General features: G+C 41.9%; 21 protein-coding genes and 1 riboswitch. Of the genes, 9 read left to right on the top strand and 12 right to left on the bottom strand.

Annotated features, from left to right (window positions below):
• Positions 1-12 precede the first annotated feature (12 nt).
• The 11 genes from CEQ75_RS17860 to CEQ75_RS17810 form a co-directional block, all read right to left on the bottom strand.
• Positions 13-1,002 (bottom strand): GNAT family N-acetyltransferase, encoded by a 990-nt coding sequence (locus tag CEQ75_RS17860; protein WP_089612374.1) that lies wholly within the window; start codon positions 1,000-1,002, stop codon positions 13-15.
• Positions 999-2,093: a hypothetical protein gene (locus CEQ75_RS17855; RefSeq protein WP_089612373.1), complete on the bottom strand. Its 1,095-nt coding sequence runs from the start codon at positions 2,091-2,093 to the stop codon at positions 999-1,001. Before CEQ75_RS17855 ends, CEQ75_RS17860 begins: the two co-directional genes overlap by 4 nt.
• Positions 2,094-2,116: 23 nt before the next feature.
• Positions 2,117-3,430 (bottom strand): B12-binding domain-containing radical SAM protein, encoded by a 1,314-nt coding sequence (locus tag CEQ75_RS17850; RefSeq protein WP_089612372.1) that lies wholly within the window; start codon positions 3,428-3,430, stop codon positions 2,117-2,119.
• Entirely contained in the window at positions 3,427-4,122 is a 696-nt protein-coding gene (locus CEQ75_RS17845) for a Crp/Fnr family transcriptional regulator (RefSeq protein WP_089612371.1), read from the bottom strand. Before CEQ75_RS17845 ends, CEQ75_RS17850 begins: the two co-directional genes overlap by 4 nt.
• Positions 4,123-4,317: 195 nt before the next feature.
• Positions 4,318-4,698 carry a pyridoxamine 5'-phosphate oxidase family protein gene (locus CEQ75_RS17840; protein WP_089612370.1) on the bottom strand — a complete coding sequence of 127 codons (381 nt, stop codon included), beginning with the start codon at positions 4,696-4,698 and terminating at the stop codon, positions 4,318-4,320.
• A 156-nt stretch (positions 4,699-4,854) separates the two neighbouring features.
• A complete protein-coding gene (locus CEQ75_RS17835) occupies positions 4,855-5,649 on the bottom strand; it encodes an NADH-quinone oxidoreductase subunit B family protein (RefSeq protein ID WP_089612369.1) in 795 nt (264 codons plus the stop codon).
• Between the two features lie 15 nt (positions 5,650-5,664).
• Entirely contained in the window at positions 5,665-7,248 is a 1,584-nt protein-coding gene (locus CEQ75_RS17830) for a hydrogenase large subunit (RefSeq protein WP_089612368.1), read from the bottom strand.
• 4 nt (positions 7,249-7,252) lie between these two features.
• On the bottom strand, positions 7,253-8,725 hold the full coding sequence (locus tag CEQ75_RS17825; protein WP_089612367.1) for a hydrogenase 4 subunit F: 1,473 nt from the start codon (positions 8,723-8,725) through the stop codon (positions 7,253-7,255).
• A 4-nt stretch (positions 8,726-8,729) separates the two neighbouring features.
• Complete coding sequence (locus CEQ75_RS17820) at positions 8,730-9,386, bottom strand: hydrogenase (RefSeq protein WP_089612366.1); 657 nt, start codon at positions 9,384-9,386, stop codon at positions 8,730-8,732.
• Positions 9,387-9,415: 29 nt separating this feature from the next.
• Positions 9,416-10,363 (bottom strand): respiratory chain complex I subunit 1 family protein, encoded by a 948-nt coding sequence (locus CEQ75_RS17815; RefSeq protein ID WP_089612365.1) that lies wholly within the window; start codon positions 10,361-10,363, stop codon positions 9,416-9,418.
• A gap of 44 nt (positions 10,364-10,407) precedes the next feature.
• Positions 10,408-12,453: a proton-conducting transporter transmembrane domain-containing protein gene (locus CEQ75_RS17810; RefSeq protein WP_089612364.1), complete on the bottom strand. Its 2,046-nt coding sequence runs from the start codon at positions 12,451-12,453 to the stop codon at positions 10,408-10,410.
• Positions 12,454-12,718: 265 nt separating this feature from the next.
• On the opposite strand from CEQ75_RS17810, the gene CEQ75_RS17805 reads away from it, so the two are divergent.
• Positions 12,719-13,945 carry a M20 family metallo-hydrolase gene (locus CEQ75_RS17805; protein WP_089612363.1) on the top strand — a complete coding sequence of 409 codons (1,227 nt, stop codon included), beginning with the start codon at positions 12,719-12,721 and terminating at the stop codon, positions 13,943-13,945.
• 49 nt (positions 13,946-13,994) lie between these two features.
• Here CEQ75_RS17805 and asnS read toward each other — a convergent pair whose 3' ends face one another.
• A complete protein-coding gene (asnS, locus tag CEQ75_RS17800) occupies positions 13,995-15,386 on the bottom strand; it encodes an asparagine--tRNA ligase (RefSeq protein WP_089612362.1) in 1,392 nt (463 codons plus the stop codon).
• A gap of 346 nt (positions 15,387-15,732) precedes the next feature.
• On the opposite strand from asnS, the gene CEQ75_RS17795 reads away from it, so the two are divergent.
• From CEQ75_RS17795 to pylC, 8 genes are all read left to right on the top strand, one after another.
• The gene (locus CEQ75_RS17795; RefSeq protein ID WP_089612361.1) at positions 15,733-16,422 is read left to right on the top strand and encodes a phosphoribosylaminoimidazolesuccinocarboxamide synthase; all 690 of its coding nucleotides are present in this window, start codon (positions 15,733-15,735) and stop codon (positions 16,420-16,422) included.
• Positions 16,423-16,647: 225 nt separating this feature from the next.
• Positions 16,648-16,827, top strand: a riboswitch (cobalamin riboswitch).
• Between the two features lie 136 nt (positions 16,828-16,963).
• Positions 16,964-17,329, top strand: a complete 366-nt coding sequence (locus CEQ75_RS17790) for a sirohydrochlorin chelatase (RefSeq protein ID WP_089612360.1) — start codon at positions 16,964-16,966, stop codon at positions 17,327-17,329.
• 53 nt (positions 17,330-17,382) lie between these two features.
• Positions 17,383-18,627 carry a glutamyl-tRNA reductase gene (gene hemA / locus CEQ75_RS17785; protein WP_089612359.1) on the top strand — a complete coding sequence of 415 codons (1,245 nt, stop codon included), beginning with the start codon at positions 17,383-17,385 and terminating at the stop codon, positions 18,625-18,627.
• Between the two features lies 1 nt (position 18,628).
• Positions 18,629-19,300 (top strand): precorrin-2 dehydrogenase/sirohydrochlorin ferrochelatase family protein, encoded by a 672-nt coding sequence (locus CEQ75_RS17780; protein WP_089612358.1) that lies wholly within the window; start codon positions 18,629-18,631, stop codon positions 19,298-19,300.
• Positions 19,290-20,828 (top strand): uroporphyrinogen-III C-methyltransferase, encoded by a 1,539-nt coding sequence (gene cobA, locus CEQ75_RS17775; protein ID WP_089612357.1) that lies wholly within the window; start codon positions 19,290-19,292, stop codon positions 20,826-20,828. The genes CEQ75_RS17780 and cobA overlap by 11 nt, the downstream gene beginning before the upstream one ends.
• Before the next feature lie 494 nt (positions 20,829-21,322).
• Positions 21,323-22,156 carry a pyrrolysine--tRNA(Pyl) ligase large subunit gene (pylSc, locus tag CEQ75_RS17770; protein WP_242965319.1) on the top strand — a complete coding sequence of 278 codons (834 nt, stop codon included), beginning with the start codon at positions 21,323-21,325 and terminating at the stop codon, positions 22,154-22,156.
• A 46-nt stretch (positions 22,157-22,202) separates the two neighbouring features.
• Complete coding sequence (gene pylB, locus CEQ75_RS17765) at positions 22,203-23,288, top strand: methylornithine synthase PylB (RefSeq protein ID WP_089612356.1); 1,086 nt, start codon at positions 22,203-22,205, stop codon at positions 23,286-23,288.
• Positions 23,285-24,451 (top strand): 3-methylornithine--L-lysine ligase PylC, encoded by a 1,167-nt coding sequence (pylC, locus tag CEQ75_RS17760; protein ID WP_089612355.1) that lies wholly within the window; start codon positions 23,285-23,287, stop codon positions 24,449-24,451. Before pylB ends, pylC begins: the two co-directional genes overlap by 4 nt.
• Positions 24,452-24,477 lie beyond the last annotated feature (26 nt).

The raw sequence follows: 24,477 nt of genomic DNA, 5'->3' as shown, positions 1-24,477 counted from the left end.
ATGCTTTTTACCTCATCTCTCAATAAAAACCCGATAATGGTGTTCCAGCTTTTGATATTCTAAAAATCCCAGCAACCGGTTGGCTAAATTATGAAGGAAAGGGTTGGAATGAAAAAGCCACATGCGCTTCTCCTGTAAACGGCAACCCAGTTTTTCCTTGATCTCCTCTGTGGTTTGACCAAAATCAATCACTTTAAAATCATGTATTAATCCATAGTTGATGACCTCCAGTAACAGATTCAGGTAAATGTCTAAGGAGGGGTTTAGTGCATGGTCAAACCCGGTGAAAAGAAAAACCAACTCAGCACCGTTTTCGACTAGAAGGGCAAACCCCAGCACCTGGTCCTGGAAGCTGGCCTTGATTACTTGGGCTGGAAGAGGCAGATTCCGAAAAAAATCCAGGCTCAATTGCTCCAGCTTAAATTGTGATCTTTGATAAACTTCAAGGTATTGCTGATAGAGGATGGGCTCAAATTGCCTCGGTTTAATCAACTCCACTTTTACGTCCTGCCATTTAGCACGGGCTTTCTTCAATCGATAACGGTAATGACTGCGCAGAGCAGCCAAATATTGATCCATGCTTTTCCAGGCAAGGTCTAAGTGGCAGGAGGGCAGGGTTGCTCCTGATTTGCCCGGTAAAGATGTTGTACTGTTTAAGATCAGATGAGCCCCTTTCCGGGAGTGAATGTCATCTGCTAAGAATTGATCATATCCTTCCTGAACGACAAAGCCTTGTTTTGCCACAGAACAGGGAATACCAATAATTAGCACAGGAATTCTCAGGGGTAAGGACCGATAAGTGAAAACATTTAGTTTCAGTTGGTAGACCACATAAAGTGCCTGAAGCATCCCGGCGTCAAAGAGCATGCGGTAACGCTGCTGACAGGGATTGGTCTTTTCTAAGTGGGCTAAAAAAGCTCTTTTTAAAAAAATATTTGCGCCGGTTAGATTGTCCCAGCTGCCAGGGATGTCCTGAGCCCGGTTAAATTCCACCCATATCATAGCATCATCTGAAAAGCCTTGTATTTTTTATATTCCTGACACCCAACCTGCTCCCAGTGCATACCCAGGCCTTTTGATTTGAGGTTGTTTTCTTCCACCCATCCGGCCTCACAGTAGCGGTACCTTCCACCAACCAATTGATAAAGGAGAGCAAAGAGACCTAATACCGCGCCGGTACCCTGGTATTCCGGTTTTATGCCGATTTCTGCAATTTTCAAGCGATCAATTTTTTGCCTTCCGCCCAGCTTATTTCTGACCAGGGCTTGGAGGCCTAAGCCCTTGCCGGGAGGGATTAATTGATTAAAATCCGGATACCAAAGCATAAATCCGATGGGTATACCTGCCTTTTCGGCAATGAGCAGGTTTTCTCCCCGGATAAACCGGCGAAAAGGGTAAAGAAGTTCATAATCTTCTTCATAGCTCCGGTCTGCCCACCACAAATGGTCTTGGAAAGCATCGTTATTCAAGTCTGTGTAGATCTTCAGCTCCCGATCAAATTGTTTAAAGTCGGCACAGCGAAAGATATATTGATGTCTTTGGAGACGTCTTAAAATCGTCTCTTCCTTTTTCAGGTTAAATTGACTAAGATCAGTTAAAAAAGAAGTAAACTGATATGCTTTTAAACCACGAAAATAGTCCAGGTAATATTCCGGGCTGTAAGGAAAACCGAAACAGGGGGTAACATCAAAATGAGATGCCAGGAACCCCAACCCGTAATTGATGTGGCCGTCCAAACCGATGACCATGCTGGTGCATTGATGAAGGGCGGCGATCTTTCTGCCTTCCTCAAGCATGATGGAGACGGCTTCCGGGACGTCTTTTGCGGCTTCAAAGAAGGCAATCATCAGTGTATCCGGCATTTTCCGGTTGATCATATAGGCAGCTCTCAAAAGTATTTTGTTTTGATGCTGATCTTGCACGATAAAAGGAAAGAAAGAGCCATTTTTCAAATAACAGGTTTTGTGATCAAGAAAAAGTTTCAGGATCTCAGACATGGAGTCCCGATAATAGGGGTTTCCCTGATAAATTTCCTTGCCCAAGCCGATAAATTGCTTGATTTCATTTTTTGTCGTGACAAATTTTAGTTCCATAAACCACCTATTGATTTTGACATTCAGTTTAATCGACCGCGCAAGTCTTTTTTCCAAGTACCTGATTTAATGTTCATGATTAAGATCTTCAGGTTGAGGCGGTAAAATTCAAAATAAAATCTCCCCTTAGTAATCTTACCAGGCTTGGCTACCAGATGAAGAAAGTCCCATTGTTTCGGGTGATAAGCAGTCAGGCGGTGCTGATATTTTTCATGTTGTCCTGTGCCGGGTAAGGGAGTGAGGATCGATACGGTTGATAAATTCAAGCTGTGTTTTTTGATATAGCGGAAGAGCTGCACGAAGTCCTCTTTTGCGCTGTCAATATCCAGAACAAATAAACCGGTGCAGTCGATATCATGCTTTTTTAAGATGGCGAGACACTTTTCATTGACCGCGGCAGAGGTATTCTTATCATAACCTGCCAGAGCCTGGTCGTCAAAGGCCTCCAAGCCGATAATCACCATTTTTAAACCGATTTCTTTTAAACGAACGATGAGGTCTTCATTAGCGGCCACAAAATCTGCCCGATAATAGAGAATAAAATTTTTCTTGATTTGTCTTTCCCGGATCATGCGGATAAAAGCTTTCAGACGAGGAAGATCCTGATAAAAGGTATCGTCAACAAGCCAGATGTTTTCACACTCAATAGAAGATATCTCCTCGATTACACTATTCAGATCCCGGCACAGATACCGTCCCTGATTTAACAAGCAGCAATAACAGAAATTACAATGATGAGGACAGCTATAAGAAGTCTTTACCAGGGCACAGGGCCGAAAATAAAGGTAATTAAAATGATGCTGATGCCGGTAAAAAAAACTTCGATCAGGGTTGGGCGTTTCATCAGGGTTAAGAGGAATTTTTTTATTACAGGACCATTCGTGATCATGTTGGTGATAACAGATGCCCGGGATTTGGGGTATTTGTTCCAACATATTTTCGCTGATCAGCTTTAAAACCTCTTGAAAAGGACGAACCCCGCCGGAATGGACGATCAAGTCCACAGCAGGATGGAAAAAATCCCGGTAGTTGATTTCTGCATGAACGCCGCCGATCAAAACCTGGATTTGATGATGGTAAGCCTTGGTGATTTTGGCATAATTGATCATAAAGCTCTTTTGGGTAATATAACCGGTGATGGCTACCACATCAGGTTTAAATTCTTTTAAGATGGAGCGAAAATTTTTCTTATTTGTCATGGCATCATGAATCTCTGCCAGGTGCCCCATTTTTGTCACAGCGGCAAGCAAAATTTCCAATTCCAAAGGCTCAACTTGAACCAATTTCAGATGAGAAATGAATGAGGCAGCCGGGGGACGCACCAGCAAAATTCTCATTTTGATGCGCTCTCCATCGCATGTTTCATACAAAAATCTGTTTTGATCATATAGTATTTTCCCTTTTGGTTTAAGATACCTACATCCCTCAGTTCTTTCATGACCTGAGCTACCATGACCCGGGAGGCGCCAATCATATCCCCTAGTTCTTGTTGAGTAATATGCATCCGGATTAAGACTCCATCATTGGTAAGAACTCCATACTCATTAGTCAAGCGCAGGAATAATTTTAGCACCCTCTCTTTGACAGAAGTTCCTTTATAGTCACTTATTTGCTGCATTACTGTGTTTAATTTTTGTGACAAATGGCAGATGATTTTAACAGCAAATTGAGGATTCATTTCAATGATCTTTTCTAAATCTTCTCTCCTGAAGCCGAGCAACCGCACATCCTCAATCGCTAGGGCGCTAAACATTTGCTGCTGTTTTCGGAAGAGATTTGTTTCCCCCACTACTTCCCCGGGGCCGATAAATGTGACGATGGTTTCTTTGCCCTCTGCTGAATTCTGGAGGAGCTTTAAACGCCCCATTTTTACCAGATAAACAGAATCATCATTATCTCCCTGCCGAAATAAAAAATGTCCTTTATTGACGGATTTATTGATGACACCGGGACAGATTTCATTAAATTCAGAGGTACTAAGCCCTTCAAACAAGGGAATCTCTTTCAAACATAAGATCGGCTGCTTCATTATTTCACCAACTCTTCACCTTAAAATGATCACAAAATATGTTTCTGCGATGTTTACGCAATGATGCATAATAATTCTATCATTGAAGGCAGAATTCCTCTATTAAAAACAAAAGAGAACTTCGCATCCCATTAAATTTCTTACCTTTTGAAAAAAAAGATGCCTCTGATTGAGGCATCTTTTTTTGCATCATTCTTACTTTTTAACGCCGGCGTAAAAGATTTCGTTGATTTTGATTTTAACAACGTAAACCGGTTTAGGGAATTTCTTTTCTATAACTTTCGCGCTGACGGCATCGTATAATTCGCCTGAATTTAAAAGTTCAGCTTCCCCGACAAACTGATATCCTTCCATGGTTTTAAGATCACCCATTAAAACGCATACTTTATTATTCTCAAGTAAGTTCTTTCTTGTTTTAGCGGAAAAAATGTCGGCAAAAACCAAATGTTCGTCGTCCAAAACACTAAGGGTACCTTTGTAAGAGGCATTGGGCACACCGTTCTTGTCCGCACTTGCAATAATGCATAGTCCTACGTTTTTGATAAACTCTTTGTGTTCATTTGTTAACATCGCCATTGTTTTATTACCTCCCTATTTATTTTTATCTTAATCTGAAGAGAAAATAAACCTGATTCAGGCATCTCTCATGAAATTATTTTATAATAAACATAAATAAAAAGATGTAAATTATTTTACAATTCTAAAAATATAACATGAAATCTTTTAATGAGGTCAATCAATGATTCGATCCAAGGCTTTTAGAATACCGTACATGATAGCCTCCGGTCGAGGAGGGCAACCGGGAATGTATACATCCACTGGCAGGATACAATCGATTCCGTTTCTCGTGGCGTAACTATCACGAAAAATTCCTCCGCTGCAGGCGCAGGCACCTACGGCGACAACCAACTTGGGGTCAGGGGCGGCATTATACGTTTTCACCAATGCCAGTTCCATATTTCTGGTGGCGGTTCCCGTTACCAATAATAGATCTGCATGGCGGGGGGAAGCAACAAAATGCATGCCTAACCTTTCCAGGTCATTTACCGGATTATTCAATGAATTAATTTCATAGTCACAGCCGTTACATGAACCGGCGTCAACTTCTCTGATTTGCAGACTGCGGCCAAAGGTTTGGCGTGCTTTCTGCTGAATTTTTTCTCCCATGATTTCATAAGATAGACCGGGTATATCTTGCTTTTCGATCACTGCAGGTGTTTTGCGCAGGTCATTCCGATTTTTGACGGCTAATTCCACCTCATGGGTGATTCGAACAGCATTTACAGGACAAATCTCGCTGCATAAGGTACAGAAGATACACTGATCCAGATTGATTCCGATCTCTTTTTTTTCCGTAACCATCACAATGGCGGAAGCAGGGCAGCTGAGGATGCAAGCACCGCAGAAGGTGCATTGGGCCGAATCTATTTCCGGCTTACCCAGAATTGGACCGTGATCCAAAGCTTCTTTAGGGTATTTCCTTGTGATACGAGGATATTGGACAATTTTTTTAATCATATCAAACATTTTGTGTATTCCTTTCTACAGATCGTTTCCTGCATAGGATAAATTAAAACTTTTATTAATCAAAGGAAAATCTGGTACGATGTTGCCCTTGACAGCATGACATACGGCCGGCCAATTGCAGAAGGAAGGAGTTCTGATTTTATAGCGGAATAGGGTGTTATGTTCTCCCGTCATGATCCAATGGACATTTTCTCCCCGAGGAGACTCTGTCAGGCCGAAAGCAAACTGATAAGGAGGCACTTCGTTTAGGGGTTCCCGGATTTTTCCCTGAGGCATACCTTCGATAGCTTGATAAATGATCTCCAATGCAGCCAAGCATTCCTCAATTTTTACATTCATACGACAGTTCACATCTCCGTTTTTATGGTTCGGGATGGAAAAATGGAGTTTATCGTATACTTCGTAAGGGAAGGATTTACGCACATCATAGAGGATCCCTGAAGCCCGTCCTCCGGGACCAACGGTGTTCAAGTCCACAGCAATTTGGTGATCCAGAATTCCCGTGTGCTCCACCCGGTCTATAAACATGCTTTTCCCTTGGATAATAGTAATGGTATCGGTTAATTCCTTTTTAAGCCTTTCCATGCCTTGCAGGATCTTTTTTTCCTTGCCGGCAACAAAATCCAAGCGGCAGCCTCCCAACTTGTTCACACTGCGTAAAAACCGCATCCCACATAGTTCGTCGGCCAGGTTGTAAGCCCAGCCCCGCATCATATTAAACTGGGAAGCTGCAAAACCGTAAGCTACATCCTGGCAAATCCCCGCCAGATCTCCTAAATGGCTGGTGAGACGTTCCAGTTCTCCGAAAATGACCCTGGTATACATAGCTCGTTCCGGAATAGTTACATGGGCAATTTTCTCTATTGCCTGGCAATAAGCCTGGGAGTTGGCGAAGGTCTCATCTCCGGAGATTCGTTCCGCCACATAAAGGCAGTGTTCTATCGAGCGGCCTTCACACATTTTTTCAATGCCTTTATGTACAAAGAAAAGCTGTGCTTCCAGATTGATGATCGGCTCACCGGCAACGCTGAAACGAAAATGCCCCGGTTCGATGATGCCGGCGTGCACCGGTCCCACGGGAATCTCATAAACCCCTTCCCCCATGATCTGGGTAAAGCGCAACTCATGATTGGCATAAGGAGGCCTGTGCTGCCCATTAAAATCTTTGCGCAGGGGAAAGGTACCTTCCGGCCAGTTGCTATGAAATACCAACTTTTTAGGATCAGGATGCCCCAGGGGGAAGAGACCAAATAAATCATGGATTTCTCTTTCATAGGCGGCAGCACCGGGGATTTCCACGGCAATAGATGTAAAGACTGGATGTTCCGGTGAGACAGATGTTTTGATGATGATCAGTAATCCTTGCTTGCGTTCAGCAAAAACATAATAAAGGGCGAATTTCCCGGACAAGTTCCGCTCATCATTGGCAAATATGGAAATTAGGGGAAAGGTTAATTCCTGATAGATATAAGTGGCTATTTCCCGAAGCTTCTTTGGATTAACATCCAGATAAAATTCGTTTGCATGGGCAACTTTTTGGTGATAAATGTGTTCGGCAAACTTTGCGGAAATTATTTTGCTAAAACTCCTGTATATCATAATCTTATTCCCCCATCATAATCCGTTGCGCGCTGTAAATCAGTTCCTTAAGGTCATTGGGCAGATAAAAACCGGTGATCAAGATCAAAATGAGCAGAAGCAAAATTGCTCCGGTGCCAAGGAGATTGTTTTTTTGAACAGGGATTTCTTCATCTGCACTTTCGCCATAGAACATGGGCAGCATATTAAAAACAATCCCAGCAAAAATAACGGCCAGTAGAAAGGCAAATATTGCTCCGATGATAAATCTGCCATTTAAAAAAACAGCAGCGATAACGTTTACCTCACTGGCAAAAATACTAAAAGGGGGAGTTCCGGCAATGGCAAACAGGCCAAGAAGAAAAGCAGTACCGGAAACAGGCATTCTTTTCAGGATACCCTTAATTTTTGAAATCCGTCCCGTATGATAAGTGTGCAAAATATTTCCTGTAGCAAAAAACAACATGGATTTGGTCAAAGAATGATTTATCATATGAAGCAAGGCACCAAAAATAGAGGCCGGGGTAAAAAGACCTAATGAAAAGGCTATGATCCCCATATGTTCAATGCTGGAATAGGCTAAAAGATTTTTATATTCCTTTTGCGAAATAATAACCACAGCAGCAATTCCGATGGATAGGAGGCCGGCAGCTATTAAAAGATTGCCGGTAAAAGTGCTGCCGGCGAGATTTTTATTCACTATGGCTACCGAGCGCATAATGCCATACATCGCGCTGTTTAAGAGCACGCCGGAAAGAAGAGCGCTGATAGGAGACGGCGCCTGACTGTGGGCACCGGGCAGCCAGGTGTGCATTGGTGCCAACCCCGCTTTGGTGCCAAACCCCACAAGGATAAATAGAAAGGATAACCTTAACAGGGGGCTTTTTAATGCCTCTGCCTGAGCGAATAATGCAGTCCAATCCAGGAATTGTTCCTTACCCAGTACTCCTAAGGAGGAAAGATGAAGGAAAATGATTCCTAAAAATGCCAAAGAAATGCCTACAGAGCAGATAATAACATATTTCCAGGCAGCTTCCAGAGCTTTTTTGGTATTATAAAAGCCCACTAAAAAGACAGAGGCCAGGGTTGTTGCCTCAATCGCCACCCACATAATTCCTATATTTTTCACTGTTAGGGATAGAATCATGGTAAAAATAAAAGCGTAGAGGAGAATGTAATATAGGCGGATTCTTTTTTCATCAATCTTCCCTTGACGCACGTCTTCTTCAAGGTATCCTACAGAGTAAATACTGACCAAAAAGCCCAGGATAATCACAATGTCCAGGACGATGATACTTAATGCATCGACGTAAAAGAAACCATTCCAGGTAGGTTCATTGATTTGACCCCAAAGAAGGATTTTTTTTGTTAGCCCGATAGCAACCATGAACAATAGGGCGGAGGTGAACAGACTTAACCCATGAAGCAAGCGTCTGTTTTTAATTACCAATGCTAAAAGCACTGTGATTAACGGTATCATCAGCAAGAAAAGTCCCATCTGTCTATCCTCTCAAATTTTTCATTTTATTAATGTCAATTGAATCAAATTTTTCATTAATCTTAAAAACCATTAAACCCATAATTAGTACCCCTGTGAGGAGATCAATAAAAATCCCCAGATCCACGATGAACGGCATTCCTTGGGTAACAAACATGGCAGTAGCAAAAAGACCATTTTCCAGAACTAAAAAGCCCACGATTTGCCCAATTGCTTTTTTGCGTGTAATCATAAAGAAGAGTCCGATTAAAACCACAGAAACCAAATTGATCATCTGTAGGTTGACCTTCCCTTCATGGAGGCCTTCAATGGAGGAGAAGGAGAAGTAAGAAAATAAAAATAGCAGAAAGGAAATAAAAATTAAAATAGGTATATTAAGGAAGAAGTCCTTTTCCACCGTGTGATCCACATGGGCATAAGTGTTATCTAAGAGGTTGGGGATGTAGATTACTTTTAAGATGATCATGATCACGCTTAGGATCAAAGCATCAAAGCGTCCTTCCTGAGCAAAGCTTTCCAGACCAATTATCCCTGCCCCTATGGCAATAAACAATGATTGCAGTCGAAATGTTCTAATATAAGATTTGATCCTTTTATTGGCAATGAGAATAAAGGCGGTTAGTAAAACTAATAAAGATAAGGTATCTAGAAAATTTGTCATCGTTTTTCATTCCTTTGTCAAACAAGATATTATCTTCCCAGCAGGAAATAATTTATAAAACCTAAAAAGGATAAAATAAATGATAAAGCCGCCAAATTTGGCACGCTGAAGAGACGTAATTTTACGGTATTTACCTCAATGAGGGCAATCAGAACAGCCAGTAAAATCACCTTGATGATATAAAACAGCAGAGAAAGAATCAAGGCTCCCATCCCGGTCAGGTGAATCAGCTGATCATGGGGGAGGAAAACATTTGCTAATAGGGTGATTAAAACCAGCTGCTTGATCACAGCACCCAATTCCATCAAAGCCAAGTGCCGGCCGGAGTATTCCAGCATCATGGCCTCATGCACCATGGTTAATTCAAGGTGTGTGGCTGGATCATCTACCGGGATCCGGGAGGTTTCGGCAATGATGATTACCAAAAGGGCAATAAAAATCATTAGGTAAACAGGTTGTACTAAGGGTATCTCTAATAATTTTGCTGTACTCATCATTTGATAAATTGAGGTAGACTTAGAAATCAGCCCGATGGTGAATAGAGAAATTAGCATGGATGGTTCTATCAGTGAGGAGATCATCCCCTCTCTGCTGCTGCCCATTCCTCCAAAGGTGCTGCCAGTATCTAATCCTGCCAGCATAATAAAAAACCTGGTCAGGACGAAAATGTAAATTAGCATAATACCATCTCCGGGAAAGGAGGTAGGGGTAACCATAGTGGAAACGGGCACCAACAATGCTGCTGCCAGGGCAGTTGCAAAAACTAAATAAGGCGTGACATGATATATCCAGGATGATGTCTGAGAAATAACAACACTTTTTTTAAGTAATTTATATAGGTCAAAATACATCTGAAGAATGGGGGCACCTGTTCTCTTTTGTGTTAAGGCTTTTATTTTCTTGATAATGCCATTCACTAAAGGTGCCAGAAGTACAATCATCATAATTTGAATTGTAAAATAAATAAAGTTTCCCATGTTTGCTGCTCCTTTTTCCTACCATCAAACCTAAAATCATAGGTTTACACAAGCTGGTTATATAATAACAAGGCTAAGGTGGTGATTAAAATATACAAAAGATACATATGAATGCTTCCTGTTTGAATGGAGAGCCTAGTTTTAATGGAAAACTTGTTCATGATCAGGATGATCGGGTAATACAAGTATTTCTCAAAAATGGATTCGGTACTTACCTGATATTTTTGGGAAAGAGGGAAATAAGGTGAAGTCCCTTCTCCTGTTTTCAGTTCCCGACCAGGTCGATATAGAATTTTAAAAACAATTCTTAAGGGTTTGGAAAACCCGGTAGCACTGTATTGCATTCTGGGGGTTAATTCCTTGAATCCACAATCCCAAGTGTTATATTTTCTTTCCCGGTACTTTCCTCCCAGGATTCTTACCATAACCAGGCTGATAAGGATGAGGATTAATAAGGCAAGAAAAAAAGCCCATGGGGTGATGCTGTTACCTTCCACTTGTAAGGGCAGGTAGGCCATCAGCCATCCTCCTTGAAGATGATCAGTGACAGAGAGGCCGGTGAAGGACAAACCTACTTTGTCCACGATCCTTAAGAGAAAAAGAGGGAAAATGCCCAGTACCAGACAAATCATAGCAAGAAGACCCATCCCCAAAAGCATGGGCATGGGGACCTCTTTCGCCTCTGCTGCTTGGGTGCTGCGGGCAAGACCTAAAAAAGAGATGCCGAAAAGCTTGACAAAGCACACCGCGGCTAATGCTCCGCATAAAGCCAGAGCAGCTGCGGCGAGAAGATACAGCATATTGACGCCGGCATGTCCCAGATCAATATTGATAAATAAGGACTGATACGTAAGCCATTCGCTGACAAAGCCGTTAAAAGGCACGATGGCGGAGATAGCAAGAGAAAAACATAGTATAAAAACAGAAGTTGCCGGCATGTTTTTGATTAAACCGCCTAAATTATTAATATCTTTGGTGTGGGTGGTGTATTGGATTGCGCCCGCTCCCAGAAAAAGACCGCATTTAAACAACATATGGTTAAAGGTATGGAAAAGAGCTGCCATAAGCCCTATACAAGCAACAAATAAATTATGCTGGGCAAATGCGATAAAACTAACCCCTAAACCAATGAGAATAATACCGATATTTTCGATACTGCTAAAAGCAAGAAGTCGTTTGATGTCATGCTCAATGAGGGCATAAGCAATCCCTAATACAGCGGATATCACACCGAGGCAGAGGATTAATATGCCCCACCAGCTATGTTGGATGTTTAGGTATAAAAGCACAAAGCGGATCAGGCCATAAATGGCGGTCTTAATCATGATCCCTGACATTAAGGCTGATACATTGCTTGAGGACGCCGGATGGGCATAAGGCAGCCAAATATGCAGGGGAATCATCCCGGCTTTAGTTCCGAAGCCAACGAGGAGCAATAAAAAGATGATATTTTTTGCTGCTGCCGGTATGACAGCAGAACTCCCCAAGATATCGAAGGATCCGGTGTAGCGGAACATAATCATAAAGGCAATTAATAAAAAAGTGGCTCCGATATGGGTCATAATAATGTAGAGGGTGCCTGCTTTTTGATTTTCTTCTTTCTCAGATTCAAAAACTACGAGAAAATAAGAGAGGAGTGACATAATTTCCCAGGCGATAAAGAAAAAAATTGTATTTCCAGCAGTCATAACCAAGAACATGGATAAAATAAAAGAAGCATAAAGAAAATTAAAAAGACCGATAGGCCTTTTTCCGTAGTAGTGGGTGTTATAGCCTAAGGAATAGAGGGATACAGCAAGTACCAAGACAGATAAACCCAGCACAAAAAAACTTGTCAGATCATCGATAATAAGATCGAGAGCAATGAGGGGAATGGAGGTGCTAAAATGAACCAGCCTTAATATCTCATGATCAGATATCATATATCCTAAGGAAGCCAGGATACCAAGGAATGCTCCTGCAATACAAAGAAGATTAGCAAGAATATTGCATATTTTATGTTTTTTTCTTAATAAAAGAGAAAAAAAAGCAGCTGCTATGTAGAATAAAATATTTGAAAGGAATAAATTATCAGGCTGCAGGATAAACATGAAGCAGAAACCTCCTATGTTATGTATAAGCACAAATGATGACCTTTAAATTGAATTGAACTAATGGGCTGACACACCATGTTTTAGAGTAACACTTCTTAATATGTTCGTCAACATCCCTTTTGGATGATAATGCTCTTATCAAAAGCCGGAGTAAGGTGACGCCGGATGCTAACCATAGTCTGAAATGGAGGTTTATGTTAAAATATAGTATGATTCCATCACTATAAAGTTAGAATTATTGATACGAAAAGGAAGGAGATCTATGAATATAAAAGATTTGACTACCCTGGTGGAAAGCAGGCAGGAACAAATTGTCTCTGATATGGTGGCCATGAGTTCCATTCCAGCCATTAATCCCCAAAACAACGGCACAGGTGAATATGAACGCTGCCAATGGATTTTAGGGGTATTAAAGGAGCACCATGTCTCCTTTGAAGTTATCGAAGTGGCTGATGATCAGGTTCAGGAGGGGCAAAGGTTAAATATTATTGCCAAAATTCCCGGTACGGAAAATAAGGCAAAAACTCTATGGTTTATCGCCCATACGGACACCGTCTCTCCTGGTGATTTGAAAGCTTGGCATACCGATCCCTTTAAACCGGAAATAAAAGACGGGCGTATTTATGGTTTGGGTGTGGAGGATAACGGACAAGGAATCATTTCCATTCTTCATACCTGTCTGGTGATGCAGGAACAAGGAATCCGGGCTAAATGCAATATCGGTTTTATTTTTGCCGCTGATGAGGAAACGGGCAGCGATTTTGGCCTGAAAGAGTTGATCAGGAGGAAGGTTTTCTCAGCCGAGGATGAAGCCATTGTGCCCGATGCCGGATCTCCGGACGGAACCTTTATCGAAATTGCCGAAAAATCCATTGCCTGGCTGAAATTTACAGTAATGGGGAAACAAACTCATGGCTCCATGCCCCATTTAGGGATCAATGCCGGCTCGGTGGGTGCCCATTTGGCTGTGGAACTGGAAGATACCTTAAAGGAACTTTATGCGGATCATGACGAACTTTTTGATCCTCCTTACTCCACTTTTGAACTGACCCAGAAATTTTCCAATGTGGAAAGTCCGAATATAATTCCAGGAGAAGATGTTTTTGTCATGGATATGAGGGTTTTGCCAAAATTCAAACTGGCGGAGCTGGCAGATCATATTAATAAAACCATTGCCCGCTATGAGTATCGTGAAAAGGTACGTATCCGCTATGAATTTTTACAGAAAGTGGATGCTCCGGTACCCACTGCTCAGGATGCTTTGGTGGTGCAAAATCTTAAGGCTGCTCTGGCCGAAAGGAGCATTCAGGCTTATTGCGGAGGTATTGGCGGAGGAACATGTGCGGCCATGCTCCGGGCAGAAAATATTCCCGCCGTGGTTTGGTCCACAATTAATGAATTAGCCCATCAACCCAATGAATATACAGAAATAAAAAATATCATGCAGGATACCCTTGTTTTTTTAACAACTATTTCAAAATATTGCTAAAAGAAAAGAAAAGCAGGGGAAATCCTGCTTTTCTTACGTTAAAACTTGGCTAAAACTCGGCATTTTTCGGGGTTCGGGGGAAAGAAATCACATCCCGGATATTGGTCATGCCGGTAAGGTACATGATTGCCCTTTCAAAACCAAGGCCGAAACCGGCATGAGGGGTACCCCCGTATTTTCTGGTGTCCAAATACCACCAATAATCCTGGTGATTTAAACCCAGCTGGGACATTCTGTTTTCCAGGATCTCCAAGCGTTCTTCTCTTTGGCTGCCGCCAATAATTTCTCCTACCCCGGGAACCAGCAAATCCATAGCCGCCACTGTTTTCTCATCATCATTGAGCCGCATATAAAAAGCTTTAATTTCTTTGGGGTAATCTGTGACAAAAACCGGCTTTTTGAAAATTTGCTCTGTTAAGGCCCGCTCTTGTTCCGTATGTAAATCCTGGCCCCATGCCACCGGATACTCAAATTTGATCCCTGATTTTTGCAATAATTGGATCGCTTCTGTATAAGTGATCCGAGCGAAATCAGCATTCAAGACCTGCTCTAAACGATCCGACAGAGCTTTATCAATGAAACTGTTAAAGAAGGCCATTTCATCCGGGAGATTCTCCAGCATCTCCCGGATGAAATATTTCAGGAGTTCCTCTGCAAGATGCATGTTATCCTTGAGATCGGCAAAAGCCATTTCCGGTTCGATCATCCAAAACTCCGCCGCATGCCTGGCCGTATTTGAGTTCTCTGCCCGAAAGGTGGGGCCGAAAGTATAAACATTTTTAAAGGCCATGCTATAGGTCTCTACCGCCAATTGTCCGCTCACAGTTAAGTTGGTTTCCTTGCCAAAAAAGTCTTCGCCAAAGTCCAACTGTCCCTGGGGGTTTTTAGGCAGCTGCTCATAATCCAAAGTAGAAACTCGAAACATTTCCCCCGCCCCCTCACAGTCGCTGCCGGTAATAATGGGCGTGTGCACGTAGACAAAGCCTTTTTCCTGAAAAAATTTATGGATGGCAAAGGCAAGTGTTGACCGGAGACGGAAAACAGCAGAAAAGGTATTGGTTCTTGGCCGTAAATGGGCAATGGTTCTCAGGTATTCAAAGGAATGCCTTTTTTTCTGCAAGGGATAATCAGGCTCAGAAAGTCCGATTATTTCGATGACGCTTGCTTTTAATTCAAAGAGCTGTTTGGCGCCCAAGGATTTTACCAAGGTACCCTCCACATGAAGGGCTGAGCTTAGGGTTAATTTAGCAACTTCCTGAAAGTTATTTAAATTTTCATCAAAAACAATTTGAAGGTTGTTAAAAAATGTACCGTCATTTATTTCGATAAAACCGAAGTTTTTAGATACCCTAAGGGTTCTTACCCAACCCTCAACACTGATTGTTTGATTTAAAAAAAGATCCGGTTCCCGATATAAGTCTTTAATCGATATTTTATTCATCATCCCGCTCCTCTTTATCAAATTCCAAGACTCCCACTTCTATAAGTGGGAGCTCCTATTTTCACTTCAGGTGGGGTAGATTCCCCATCTGAAGCCCCGATGTTCAGCTTTAGCTGAACGAGTTCACTTTTTCGATCCTCTCACGTTTACTTGAATTATACCCTAATTTTAGAGAATTTACCTTGCTGCTTTAAAAACATCAAAAACTTGTCATTTGATTTCTTCATAATAACAATCAGCTCCTGCAATTATTTTCTTTTCTTATGAAGAAATTTTTGTTAAAATGGATAAAATAAAATATCAAGGGTTAAAGCACTACAATATATTATGAAAAGGGGCTTCGATCATGAATCTTGTATATCAAGGAAAAACCAAAGATGTTTATGCTTTAGAAGACGGAAATTATCTTTTAAAATTTAAGGATGATGTAACCGGTGTGAATGGTGTTTTTGATCCCGGAGCCAATACTGTAGGGCTTTCTATGGAAGGGGCCGGAAAAGCCGGGCTTCGTCTGACGAAATTCTTTTTTGAAAAATTAAATCAAATGGGCATCCCGACTCATTTCATTGATGCCGATTTAGATCAAGTAACTATGACTGTGAAAAAGGCCGCCCCTTTTGGTAAAGGCTTGGAGGTAATCTGTCGTTTTCGGGCGGTGGGCAGCTTTTTGCGCCGTTATGAAATGTATGCTGAGGACGGACAAGCCTTGGATGCTTTGGTCGAAGTGACTCTTAAGGATGATGATCGAAACGATCCTCCGATTTCAAAGGATGCCTTAGATATGCTGGGTATTTTATCAAAAGAGGAATATGAAATTCTCAAGGATCTTACCAAACAGATTGGTAATATTGTCAAAGATGAATTGGCCAAAAAAGGGCTGGAATTATATGATATAAAATTTGAATTTGGCCGGGTGGGAGAAGATCATCATATTGCCCTGATTGATGAAATATCCGGTGGTAATATGCGTGCCTATCGCAATAATACCCGCGTTGAACCCCTGGAATTGACAAAAATCATGGTTCAAGAGGACTAAGATTTATAATGATATGGAATAATTAAAGCAGGTATTTCAATATAGAAAGCAATTTGCTATTTCATTTAAATAAATATATGATATAATTTATCCGATAGCTAACCGTCGCTAAAACTCCCACTTCTCCAAGTGGGAGATAAGCGGCGCTAAGCTCCTGGATAACGATTTCTAAGCATCAGATGGAGTAAAAACTCCACCTGATGCCAAGAACTCTGTTTATATGCTATTGTTAATAATCTTTTAGGTGCCTGAAAAGGAGAATAGGGAAACCGGTGCAATTCCGGTGCGGACCCGCTGCTGTAATCGGAGACAAATCCCTGTAATGCCACTGCACGGATCGTTGTGGGAAGGTAGGGAGGAGAATGAACCGAAAGCCAGAAGACCTGCCTAAAAGTCGGATGCTGCCTGGGGAAGGGCGCAGAATGATTATTTTGGATTGGCTTGCGGGTGCTATCCTTAGCTTACAGCTAAGGGTTTTTTTATACTTTCTGAAAGTACAAGCGCAAGCCAGGTTTTCTTATGATAAAAAGGGGGAAGAATCATGAATAAAGCATTAATTATTATTAGCCACGGCAGCAGATCTCAAGATGCAGTGAATGCCTTTAATCAAATTGTCGAATTGGTTCGAGCTAAGGGTGGTTTCGATCAGGTGGCTGGAGCAGCTATGGAGCATAACGAACCTACTATTCCCCAGGCTATTGCCCAGGTAACAGAAACCGGCGTGCAAGAAATAATTTTTGCCCCATACTTTTTATATGAGGGGATTCATATCAAGGAAGATATTCCTCATATGCTTAATGAAATTGCACCCGATTATCCGGATGTAACCTTTAAATTGGCCAAACCTCTTGGTCCGGAATCGGTATTGGCGGACATTCTCTTTGAACGGGCTCTTGCCGTAAAGTAGTTTCTATTTTGCTAAACTACCTAACAAAAACTATGAGGAAAAGAGTGTACTAAATGGATATTGTTGTTGTCGGAGTGAGTTATAAGAATACACCGATTGAAGTTAGAGAGAAGCTTGCTTTTACAAAGAAGAAATTTGAAAAAGCTTATGACCGGCTTAGTTTGATTTTGGATGAATCGGTCATTCTTTCTACCTGTAATCGCAGCGAGATTTATGGAGTGTATTCAGACATGCCCCAGGCAATAGAACAAATTAAAGATTTTTTCTGCCTTTTTCATGGGTTGGAAAAGGGGACTCTGGATCAATATTTTTATGTCAAAGAAAATATGGACTGTGTTACCCATCTTTTTCAGGTGACCGCCGGTTTAGACTCTCAGGTTTTAGGGGAAGATCAGATTTTAGGACAGGTAAAATCAGCCCATCAAAGAGCTTTGGAATTACATATGTCGGGGCGGGTATTAAACAGACTTTTTCGGGATGGCATTACCAATGGTAAAAAAGTGCGCCTGGAAACAAAAATATCCCAAAATCCCACTTCGATCAGTTATCTGGCGATTCAATACTTGGAAAAATCTTTATCCGATTATCAAGAGCGCAATGTACTGCTAATTGGCGCGGGGAAAATGAACCGCTTAGCCTTGACTTACCTGAAAGACATGGGTTTTTCCCGCATCCTGGTAGCCAATCGCACTTATGAAGCGGCTCGATCTTTAAAGGAAGTTTATCCGGACATCGAAATCATTCTTTTTGATGAAATTGAAGATTATCTTTTCATCTGTGATGTTGTGATCAGCTCTACAGCAGCACCTCACCTGGTAATCAAAAGAGAAGAGATTGTGGGCTATAAAAAAGGCAGTATTTATCTTGATCTGGCGGTGCCCCGTGATATCGACCCCAGGGTAGGGGAATTAATAGGCATTACCTTAGTTGATTTGGATGCATTAGAAAAAATCCAAACCGAAAACCAGGAGAAAAGGCGGCAGGCCGGGGAGAAAGCGCGCTTTTTGATTGAAGAAGCGGTAGATGAGTTTGATCAGTGGCTGCAATGTATCCCATTGTTTCCTGCGATTAAACAAATTGAAAGCTATCATGAACATGTCTTAAATAAAGAAATGCCCAATTTAATTGACCGATTGAAAAATACGGAAGATGAGGCTAAAATGGCCGTCATTTTAAAAGGGTTTGTCAAAAAGATTTATTCCCCGCCCATGGTCAGATTAAAACAATTTTCTGTCCTGGAAAACAAGGAAGATCTGACAGAGATTTTAGAGACTCTGTATAAGGAGGAGTCTGTGTAATTTGGGAAACTATTATCCTTTGATGGTTGATCTAAGTAAGATGAGGTGCCTCGTTGTAGGAGGCGGGGCAGTTGCGCTGCGCAAGACTCTGACCCTTAAAGAGACAGGGGCAGATATCACCTTAATCAGTCCGGAAATTATGGCTCCATTGGTTCAATTGGCAGACGCAGGGGAAATTAATTTGATCAGGAGGCCTTATCAAAAAGGGGATCTTGAAGGCTTTCATTTGGTTTATGTCGCCATCAATGATAAAAAGGTGAGTGAGGAGATCAGCCGGGAAGCATTAGATACTGGGGTATTTTTTAATATTGCGGACCAGCCTGCTGCCGGTAATTTCATTGTGCCCTCTAAGATTCAACGGGGTGATCTGGTACTCTCTTTTTCTACCAATGGCAAAAGCCCAATATTATCCAAGAAGATTCGTCAAGAATTGGAGGAGCGTTATGGAGCAGAGTATGAGGAATTTCTCCAATTGTTGGGGCGGGAACGAGTTTGGGCACTTCGGGAAATAGAACAAATCGATCAAAGGAAAGCATATTTTAAAGCTTTGGTCTACTCCACCCTTCCGGAATTGTTAAAGGCCGGAAAAACAGCGGAGGTTCTGCGGCAAATCGCAGAAATTCGTGAAAAAACATTGTCCAAAGAAATAGGAGGAACAGGTAATGACAAATAAATACCATACTGCATATTTGGTAGGGGCCGGCCCGGGAGACTATAAATTAATCACATTGAAAGCTGTCGAATGCTTAAAAAAAGCGGATGTGGTGATCTATGACCGTTTGGCGAATAAAAAACTTTTAGATTTTGCCAAAGAGGGCAGCGAATTTATTTATGTGGGCAAGGCCAGCAGCTGTCATGCCCTTCCTCAAGATCAGATTAATAAACTCATCGTAAAAAAGGCTAAAGAAGGAAAAACTGTTGTCCGATTAAAGGGGGGAGACCCTTATCTTTTTGGCAGAGGCGGAGAAGAAGCGGAAGAATTGCGCCAGGAAGGAATTCCTTTTGAGATCGTACCGGGAATTACCTCGGCCATATCTGTGCCAGCTTATGCGGGGATTCCTGTGACCCATCGTGATTTTGTTTCTTCTGTACATATTATTACCGGACATGAACGACCGGAAAAAAATGTTTCCAGTGTTGATTACCAGGTGCTGGCGCAACTGAAGGGTACATTGATTTTCTTAATGGGGTTATCAAACCTAAGCAGTATCTGTAATAATTTGATTAAATTTGGCAAAGATCCGGATACCCCTGTGGCTGTGATTTCTAAAGGAACGACTCCGGACCAGAAAAAAGCCGTGGGTACATTGGCCACCATCGAAGAGATTGTACAGAATATAAAACTGCTTCCTCCTTCCATCATTATTGTCGGGGAGGTAGTAGGTTTGCATGACCGACTGGACTGGTTCCAAAAGAAACCTCTCTCCGGTAAAAAGATATTGGTTACCCGAACAAGAAAACAAACCAGTGTCCTGGCAGAAAAAATTGAGGATTTAGGGGGGGAGGTTTTTTCCTTTCCGACCATTAAAATCCTGGAACCGGAGGATTTCTCCCTCATTGATGAGAAATTTGCTCAGATTCAAAGTTATGATTGGATCGTTTTTACCAGTATCAACGGAGTTGAAACTTTCTTTAAACACTTAAAAGAAATGAAAAAAGATATGCGCAGTCTGTGTGGAGTGAAGATTAGTGCGATCGGCGCAGGCACCGGAGCGGCCTTGGCAGAAAGAGGCATTATTGCCGACTATATTCCCCATGAATATCAGGCGGAAGCTTTAGCCCAAGGTTTGAAAGAAAGAATCAAAAAAGATGAAAAAGTACTGCTGCCCACGGCGGATATTGCACGTACACTTTTGCCGGAAGAGCTTACTGCCCATGGTGCCTTGGTTGACAAAATAGATATGTATCGGACGGTCCCCGGAGAGGGCAATCGAGATCTCCTTTTGGAATGGTTGAACCAAAAGGAAATTGATATTATTACCTTTGCCAGTTCCTCAACAGTGCGCAACTTTATACAGATCTTAGGGCAGGAAAACCTGGCTTTGCTTCAAGATGTGAAGATTGCCTGCATTGGACCGGTAACGAGAAAGACAGCCGAAGAATCAGGCTTGGAGGTACAGATTTCTGCCGAGGAATTTTCTATTGATGGCTTGGTTCAAGCCCTGCTCAAAGAAGAATCGGGGGAAATTAACGTGAAATAAGTGTTGCAAAGGTCCTGAATTGTTTTCTGGGGCATCAGATCAAGCAAAATTCCATCTGATGCCCCAAAAAAATCTCTTTTTTTAAAAAGATGATTTATTTATAAAAAAATGTGGTATAATTATGACGAATCAAGTTGATTTTGACTGGGTGAAGTCTTTCCAGACTTAAACAAAGATTTTTAAGGACAAAAAAAAGAAGGGGTGTCGCCATAGAAAGAGAAAATTAAAAGGAATCGATCATAGTTTTTTCTTGATGCCAATTGAGTTTCGTCGATTCTTTCATTAATTCGTTGCGTTTTTATAATAATTGGCACAACAATTGCAAATAGGTATTGAAGGTAAGCAAACCATAATATATGGGGGGTGGATCGGATAGATCGCGCGGACTCTAAATTCGTGTAGCCGGGTGAAACTCCCGGACTCCTCGCCAAAATTAATGGTTTTTTTTATACTTTCCTATTTTGTAAGAACGGGTGCTTATGGGAGGGAATGTATTGGGTTTTTCATGGTCGATTATTCAGAAGCAACGGCTCAAGGAGCTGAATGCAGATGAAGAACAACAAAATATGCTGTTCGAAGATAAAAACGAGAGAGATCGTGTTTTCTTGGAGTTGGATCGCCAATTAATAAAAAAAGGGAAAGAACGGCTTGATAATCTGAAGAATATTGAACGGCGTCCTGCTCTGGCCCAACTAGAGAGTAAACTTGTTGAGGCCTTAACGTCCCATGGATATGTTCAGGTGGTGACTCCCATCATTATTCCAAAAAGATCTTTAGCCAAGATGTCGATCGATGACAGTCATCCTTTGTTTAGCCAGGTTTTTTGGGTGGATGAGAAAAAATGTCTGCGTCCAATGCTGGCGCCGAATTTATATACCCTCTGGAAAGATTTGCTTCGTATCTGGGAAAAGCCAATTAAGATATTTGAGGTTGGCTCTTGCTTCCGCAAAGAATCCCAAGGTGCTCATCATTTAAATGAATTTACCATGCTGAATGTAACAGTATTAGGTTTGCCCTTAGAAGAACGGGAAGCCTGGATAGAGGAAATGGCAGAATTAATTCTGAAAACTGCCGGCATATCAGACTATGTATTAGAAAAAGAAACCTCTGTTGTCTATGGCGATACCATTGATGTCGTTTCCGGCATTGAGCTTGGTTCCGGAGCTTATGGACCTCATCCTTTGGATCAAAACTGGGGCATTCATGACCCTTGGGCCGGAATCGGTTTCGGTTTAGAAAGATTGCTTATGATACGAGAAGGCGGGCAGAATATTCAAAGGATGTCTAAAAGCGTGACATATTTGGATGGGGTTCGCTTGAATATTTAATTATTTCGCATATCAGCAATATTCTAACACATAAGAGGGTGATTCGGTGAAAGAGGATGGACATGGTTTAAACTTAGAGTTTATTTTAGATAAAGCTTACCAGGAAAAATTTTTAAATAAAGAAGAAATTATTTTTCTCCTTTCCCAAAGGGAAGAAGAGAAGATTAAACAGATATATGCTGCTGCCAGAATGATGCGCCAAAAGTATTTTGGTCAAAAAATATTTATGTATGGTTTTATTTATTTTTCTACTTACTGCCGCAATAATTGCACCTTTTGTTTGTATCGCAAAGAAAATCATGCTTTGACCAGGTATCGTAAAAGTGAGACGGAAATCATGGAGACGGCAGCTTCCCTAGCAGCGTCCGGTGTTCATCTCCTTGATTTAACCATGGGAGAGGATCCCGAAATTTTAAAACAGCACTCTGAAGGATATGATCAGTTACTTCATATGGTGCGGGGGGTCAAGAAGGTCAGTTCCCTACCCTTAATGATTTCTCCCGGGGTTGTTCCTTCCGGCTTTTTGGGAAAATTAAAAGAGGCGGGCATTGATTGGTATGCCCTTTATCACGAAACCCACAATCGGGCATTATATGCTCAATTAAGATTAGGACAGGATTATGAACGCAGATGGCAGGCTAAAAAGCAGGCTCATGAATTAGGGATGCTGGTTGAGGAAGGATTGCTCACCGGAGTGGGGGATACCGTAGACGATGTGGCTGATTCCATGTTTGCGATGAAAAAACTTGGGGCGGAGCAGGTACGGGTGATGAGTTTTGTGCCTCAAGAGGAGACTCCCATGGCTCATTGGGATTCTCCGGCCCGCATCCATGAAATGCTAATCATTGCCGTGATGCGTTTGCTTTTCCCGGATCGTTTAATTCCCGCATCTTTGGATGTAGACGGTATTAAGGGACTTCAAGAGCGACTGGCAGCCGGAGCCAATGTGGTAACCTCAATTATTCCACCGAAGTCCGGCCTCGCCGGGGTATCTAATAATACTCTTGATATTGAAGATGGTAATCGGACGGTGCCAACGATTAACCGGGTTTTGGAGGAAGTTGACCTGATGCCGGCCACCCAGCAGGAATATCATAACTGGGTCTGTCTTTCCCGGGAGGCCGTCCGATGAGAATCGCCATTATTGGTGGCAAATTACAAGGGGTGGAAGCCTGTTATCTTGCTCAAAAAGCATCCTGGCAGGTGCTTCTAATTGATAAAGATGAAGATATTCCGGCCCGGGCTTTATGTGATGAATTTGTGCAGTGTGATGTGATAAAAGAAGACAATAAATGTCTGAATATCTTAAAAGAGTCGGATGTTATTCTGCCGGCCATGGAAAATTTAGCGGCCCTGCAAACAATATCTCGCTATGCAATCCAGTTGGGGATACCTTTTGTTTATGATCAGGGTGCTTACCAGGTATCCGGTTCTAAGATTATTTCCAACCAAGTTTTTTTGTCAACAGGAACACCACTGCCCCGCTTATATCCGGAAGGGCGTTTGCCCTGGGTTGTAAAACCGGCCTCTTCCAGCGGCAGCGCAGGTGTGATGAAGATAAAGAACGAGGCAGAATTTAAAAAACTTCAAGAGAAACCTGGATTTCCTGAGCAATGGGTTGTGCAAGAATTTGTCACCGGGCCTTCCTATTCCATCGAAGTGATCGGTTTTGCGGGAGAATATCAAGTATATCAGGTTACGGAATTGGAGATGGACGAGCAGTATGATTGTAAAAGAGTTTGGGCGCCGTCACATTTGGATCAGGCTTTGGTGAAAGAATTTAACCATATCGGTCTGACCCTGGCGCGTCATCTAAATCTGCAAGGAATTATGGATGTAGAAGTTATTCTCCATGATGGGCAATTAAAGGTCTTAGAAATTGATGCCAGAATCCCCAGCCAGACACCAACCGTCGTTTATCAATCCACCGGCGTCAATCTCGTTGAAATTTTGGGACAGAGTTTCACCCAGGGAAAACTTCAGAAAATATCGATGGAAGAGCAAGAGTATCAGGGAGCGGTATACGAGCACATCCAAGTAGCTGATAAAAGACTAAAGGTCTGCGGTGAACATATTATGAGTGCTGTTGGTTCCTTGAAGCTAATCCCCGATTTTTTTGGGGGGAGTGAAGGGATTACCAATTATAGCCCCGGTAAAAAAGAATGGGTAGCAACCTTAATTAATCGAGGGAAAACCCGGGAGGAAGCTTGGCAAAAAAGATGTCTGGTCATCGAGCGCATTATGAAAGAAGCAGATATTACTACATATATAGATCTTAGTCCGGAAGAAGAATGAACAAGCAAAACAATAAATTGCTTCAA

The organism is Dehalobacterium formicoaceticum (assembly GCF_002224645.1).
Taxonomy (GTDB): Bacteria; Bacillota; Dehalobacteriia; order Dehalobacteriales; family Dehalobacteriaceae; genus Dehalobacterium; species Dehalobacterium formicoaceticum.
Note: the sequence above shows the minus strand (reverse complement) of the source record. Positions and strands in the feature narration are given on the sequence as shown.

What these genes read in the sequence shown, in the direction of transcription:
- CEQ75_RS17810 (WP_089612364.1), bottom strand. Translation starts at nt 12,453, where the DNA reads ATGTTTATCCTGCAGCCTGATAATTTATTCCTTTCAAATATTTTATTC.
- CEQ75_RS17855 (WP_089612373.1), bottom strand. Translation starts at nt 2,093, where the DNA reads ATGGAACTAAAATTTGTCACGACAAAAAATGAAATCAAGCAATTTATC.
- hemA (WP_089612359.1), top strand. Translation starts at nt 17,383, where the DNA reads ATGGATATTGTTGTTGTCGGAGTGAGTTATAAGAATACACCGATTGAA.
- asnS (WP_089612362.1), bottom strand. Translation starts at nt 15,386, where the DNA reads ATGAATAAAATATCGATTAAAGACTTATATCGGGAACCGGATCTTTTT.
- CEQ75_RS17820 (WP_089612366.1), bottom strand. Translation starts at nt 9,386, where the DNA reads ATGACAAATTTTCTAGATACCTTATCTTTATTAGTTTTACTAACCGCC.
- CEQ75_RS17860 (WP_089612374.1), bottom strand. Translation starts at nt 1,002, where the DNA reads ATGATATGGGTGGAATTTAACCGGGCTCAGGACATCCCTGGCAGCTGG.
- CEQ75_RS17835 (WP_089612369.1), bottom strand. Translation starts at nt 5,649, where the DNA reads ATGTTTGATATGATTAAAAAAATTGTCCAATATCCTCGTATCACAAGG.
- CEQ75_RS17790 (WP_089612360.1), top strand. Translation starts at nt 16,964, where the DNA reads ATGAATAAAGCATTAATTATTATTAGCCACGGCAGCAGATCTCAAGAT.
- CEQ75_RS17795 (WP_089612361.1), top strand. Translation starts at nt 15,733, where the DNA reads ATGAATCTTGTATATCAAGGAAAAACCAAAGATGTTTATGCTTTAGAA.
- CEQ75_RS17850 (WP_089612372.1), bottom strand. Translation starts at nt 3,430, where the DNA reads ATGAGAATTTTGCTGGTGCGTCCCCCGGCTGCCTCATTCATTTCTCAT.
- pylC (WP_089612355.1), top strand. Translation starts at nt 23,285, where the DNA reads ATGAGAATCGCCATTATTGGTGGCAAATTACAAGGGGTGGAAGCCTGT.
- CEQ75_RS17845 (WP_089612371.1), bottom strand. Translation starts at nt 4,122, where the DNA reads ATGAAGCAGCCGATCTTATGTTTGAAAGAGATTCCCTTGTTTGAAGGG.
- CEQ75_RS17805 (WP_089612363.1), top strand. Translation starts at nt 12,719, where the DNA reads ATGAATATAAAAGATTTGACTACCCTGGTGGAAAGCAGGCAGGAACAA.
- CEQ75_RS17825 (WP_089612367.1), bottom strand. Translation starts at nt 8,725, where the DNA reads ATGGGACTTTTCTTGCTGATGATACCGTTAATCACAGTGCTTTTAGCA.
- CEQ75_RS17815 (WP_089612365.1), bottom strand. Translation starts at nt 10,363, where the DNA reads ATGGGAAACTTTATTTATTTTACAATTCAAATTATGATGATTGTACTT.
- CEQ75_RS17840 (WP_089612370.1), bottom strand. Translation starts at nt 4,698, where the DNA reads ATGGCGATGTTAACAAATGAACACAAAGAGTTTATCAAAAACGTAGGA.
- cobA (WP_089612357.1), top strand. Translation starts at nt 19,290, where the DNA reads ATGACAAATAAATACCATACTGCATATTTGGTAGGGGCCGGCCCGGGA.
- CEQ75_RS17830 (WP_089612368.1), bottom strand. Translation starts at nt 7,248, where the DNA reads ATGATATACAGGAGTTTTAGCAAAATAATTTCCGCAAAGTTTGCCGAA.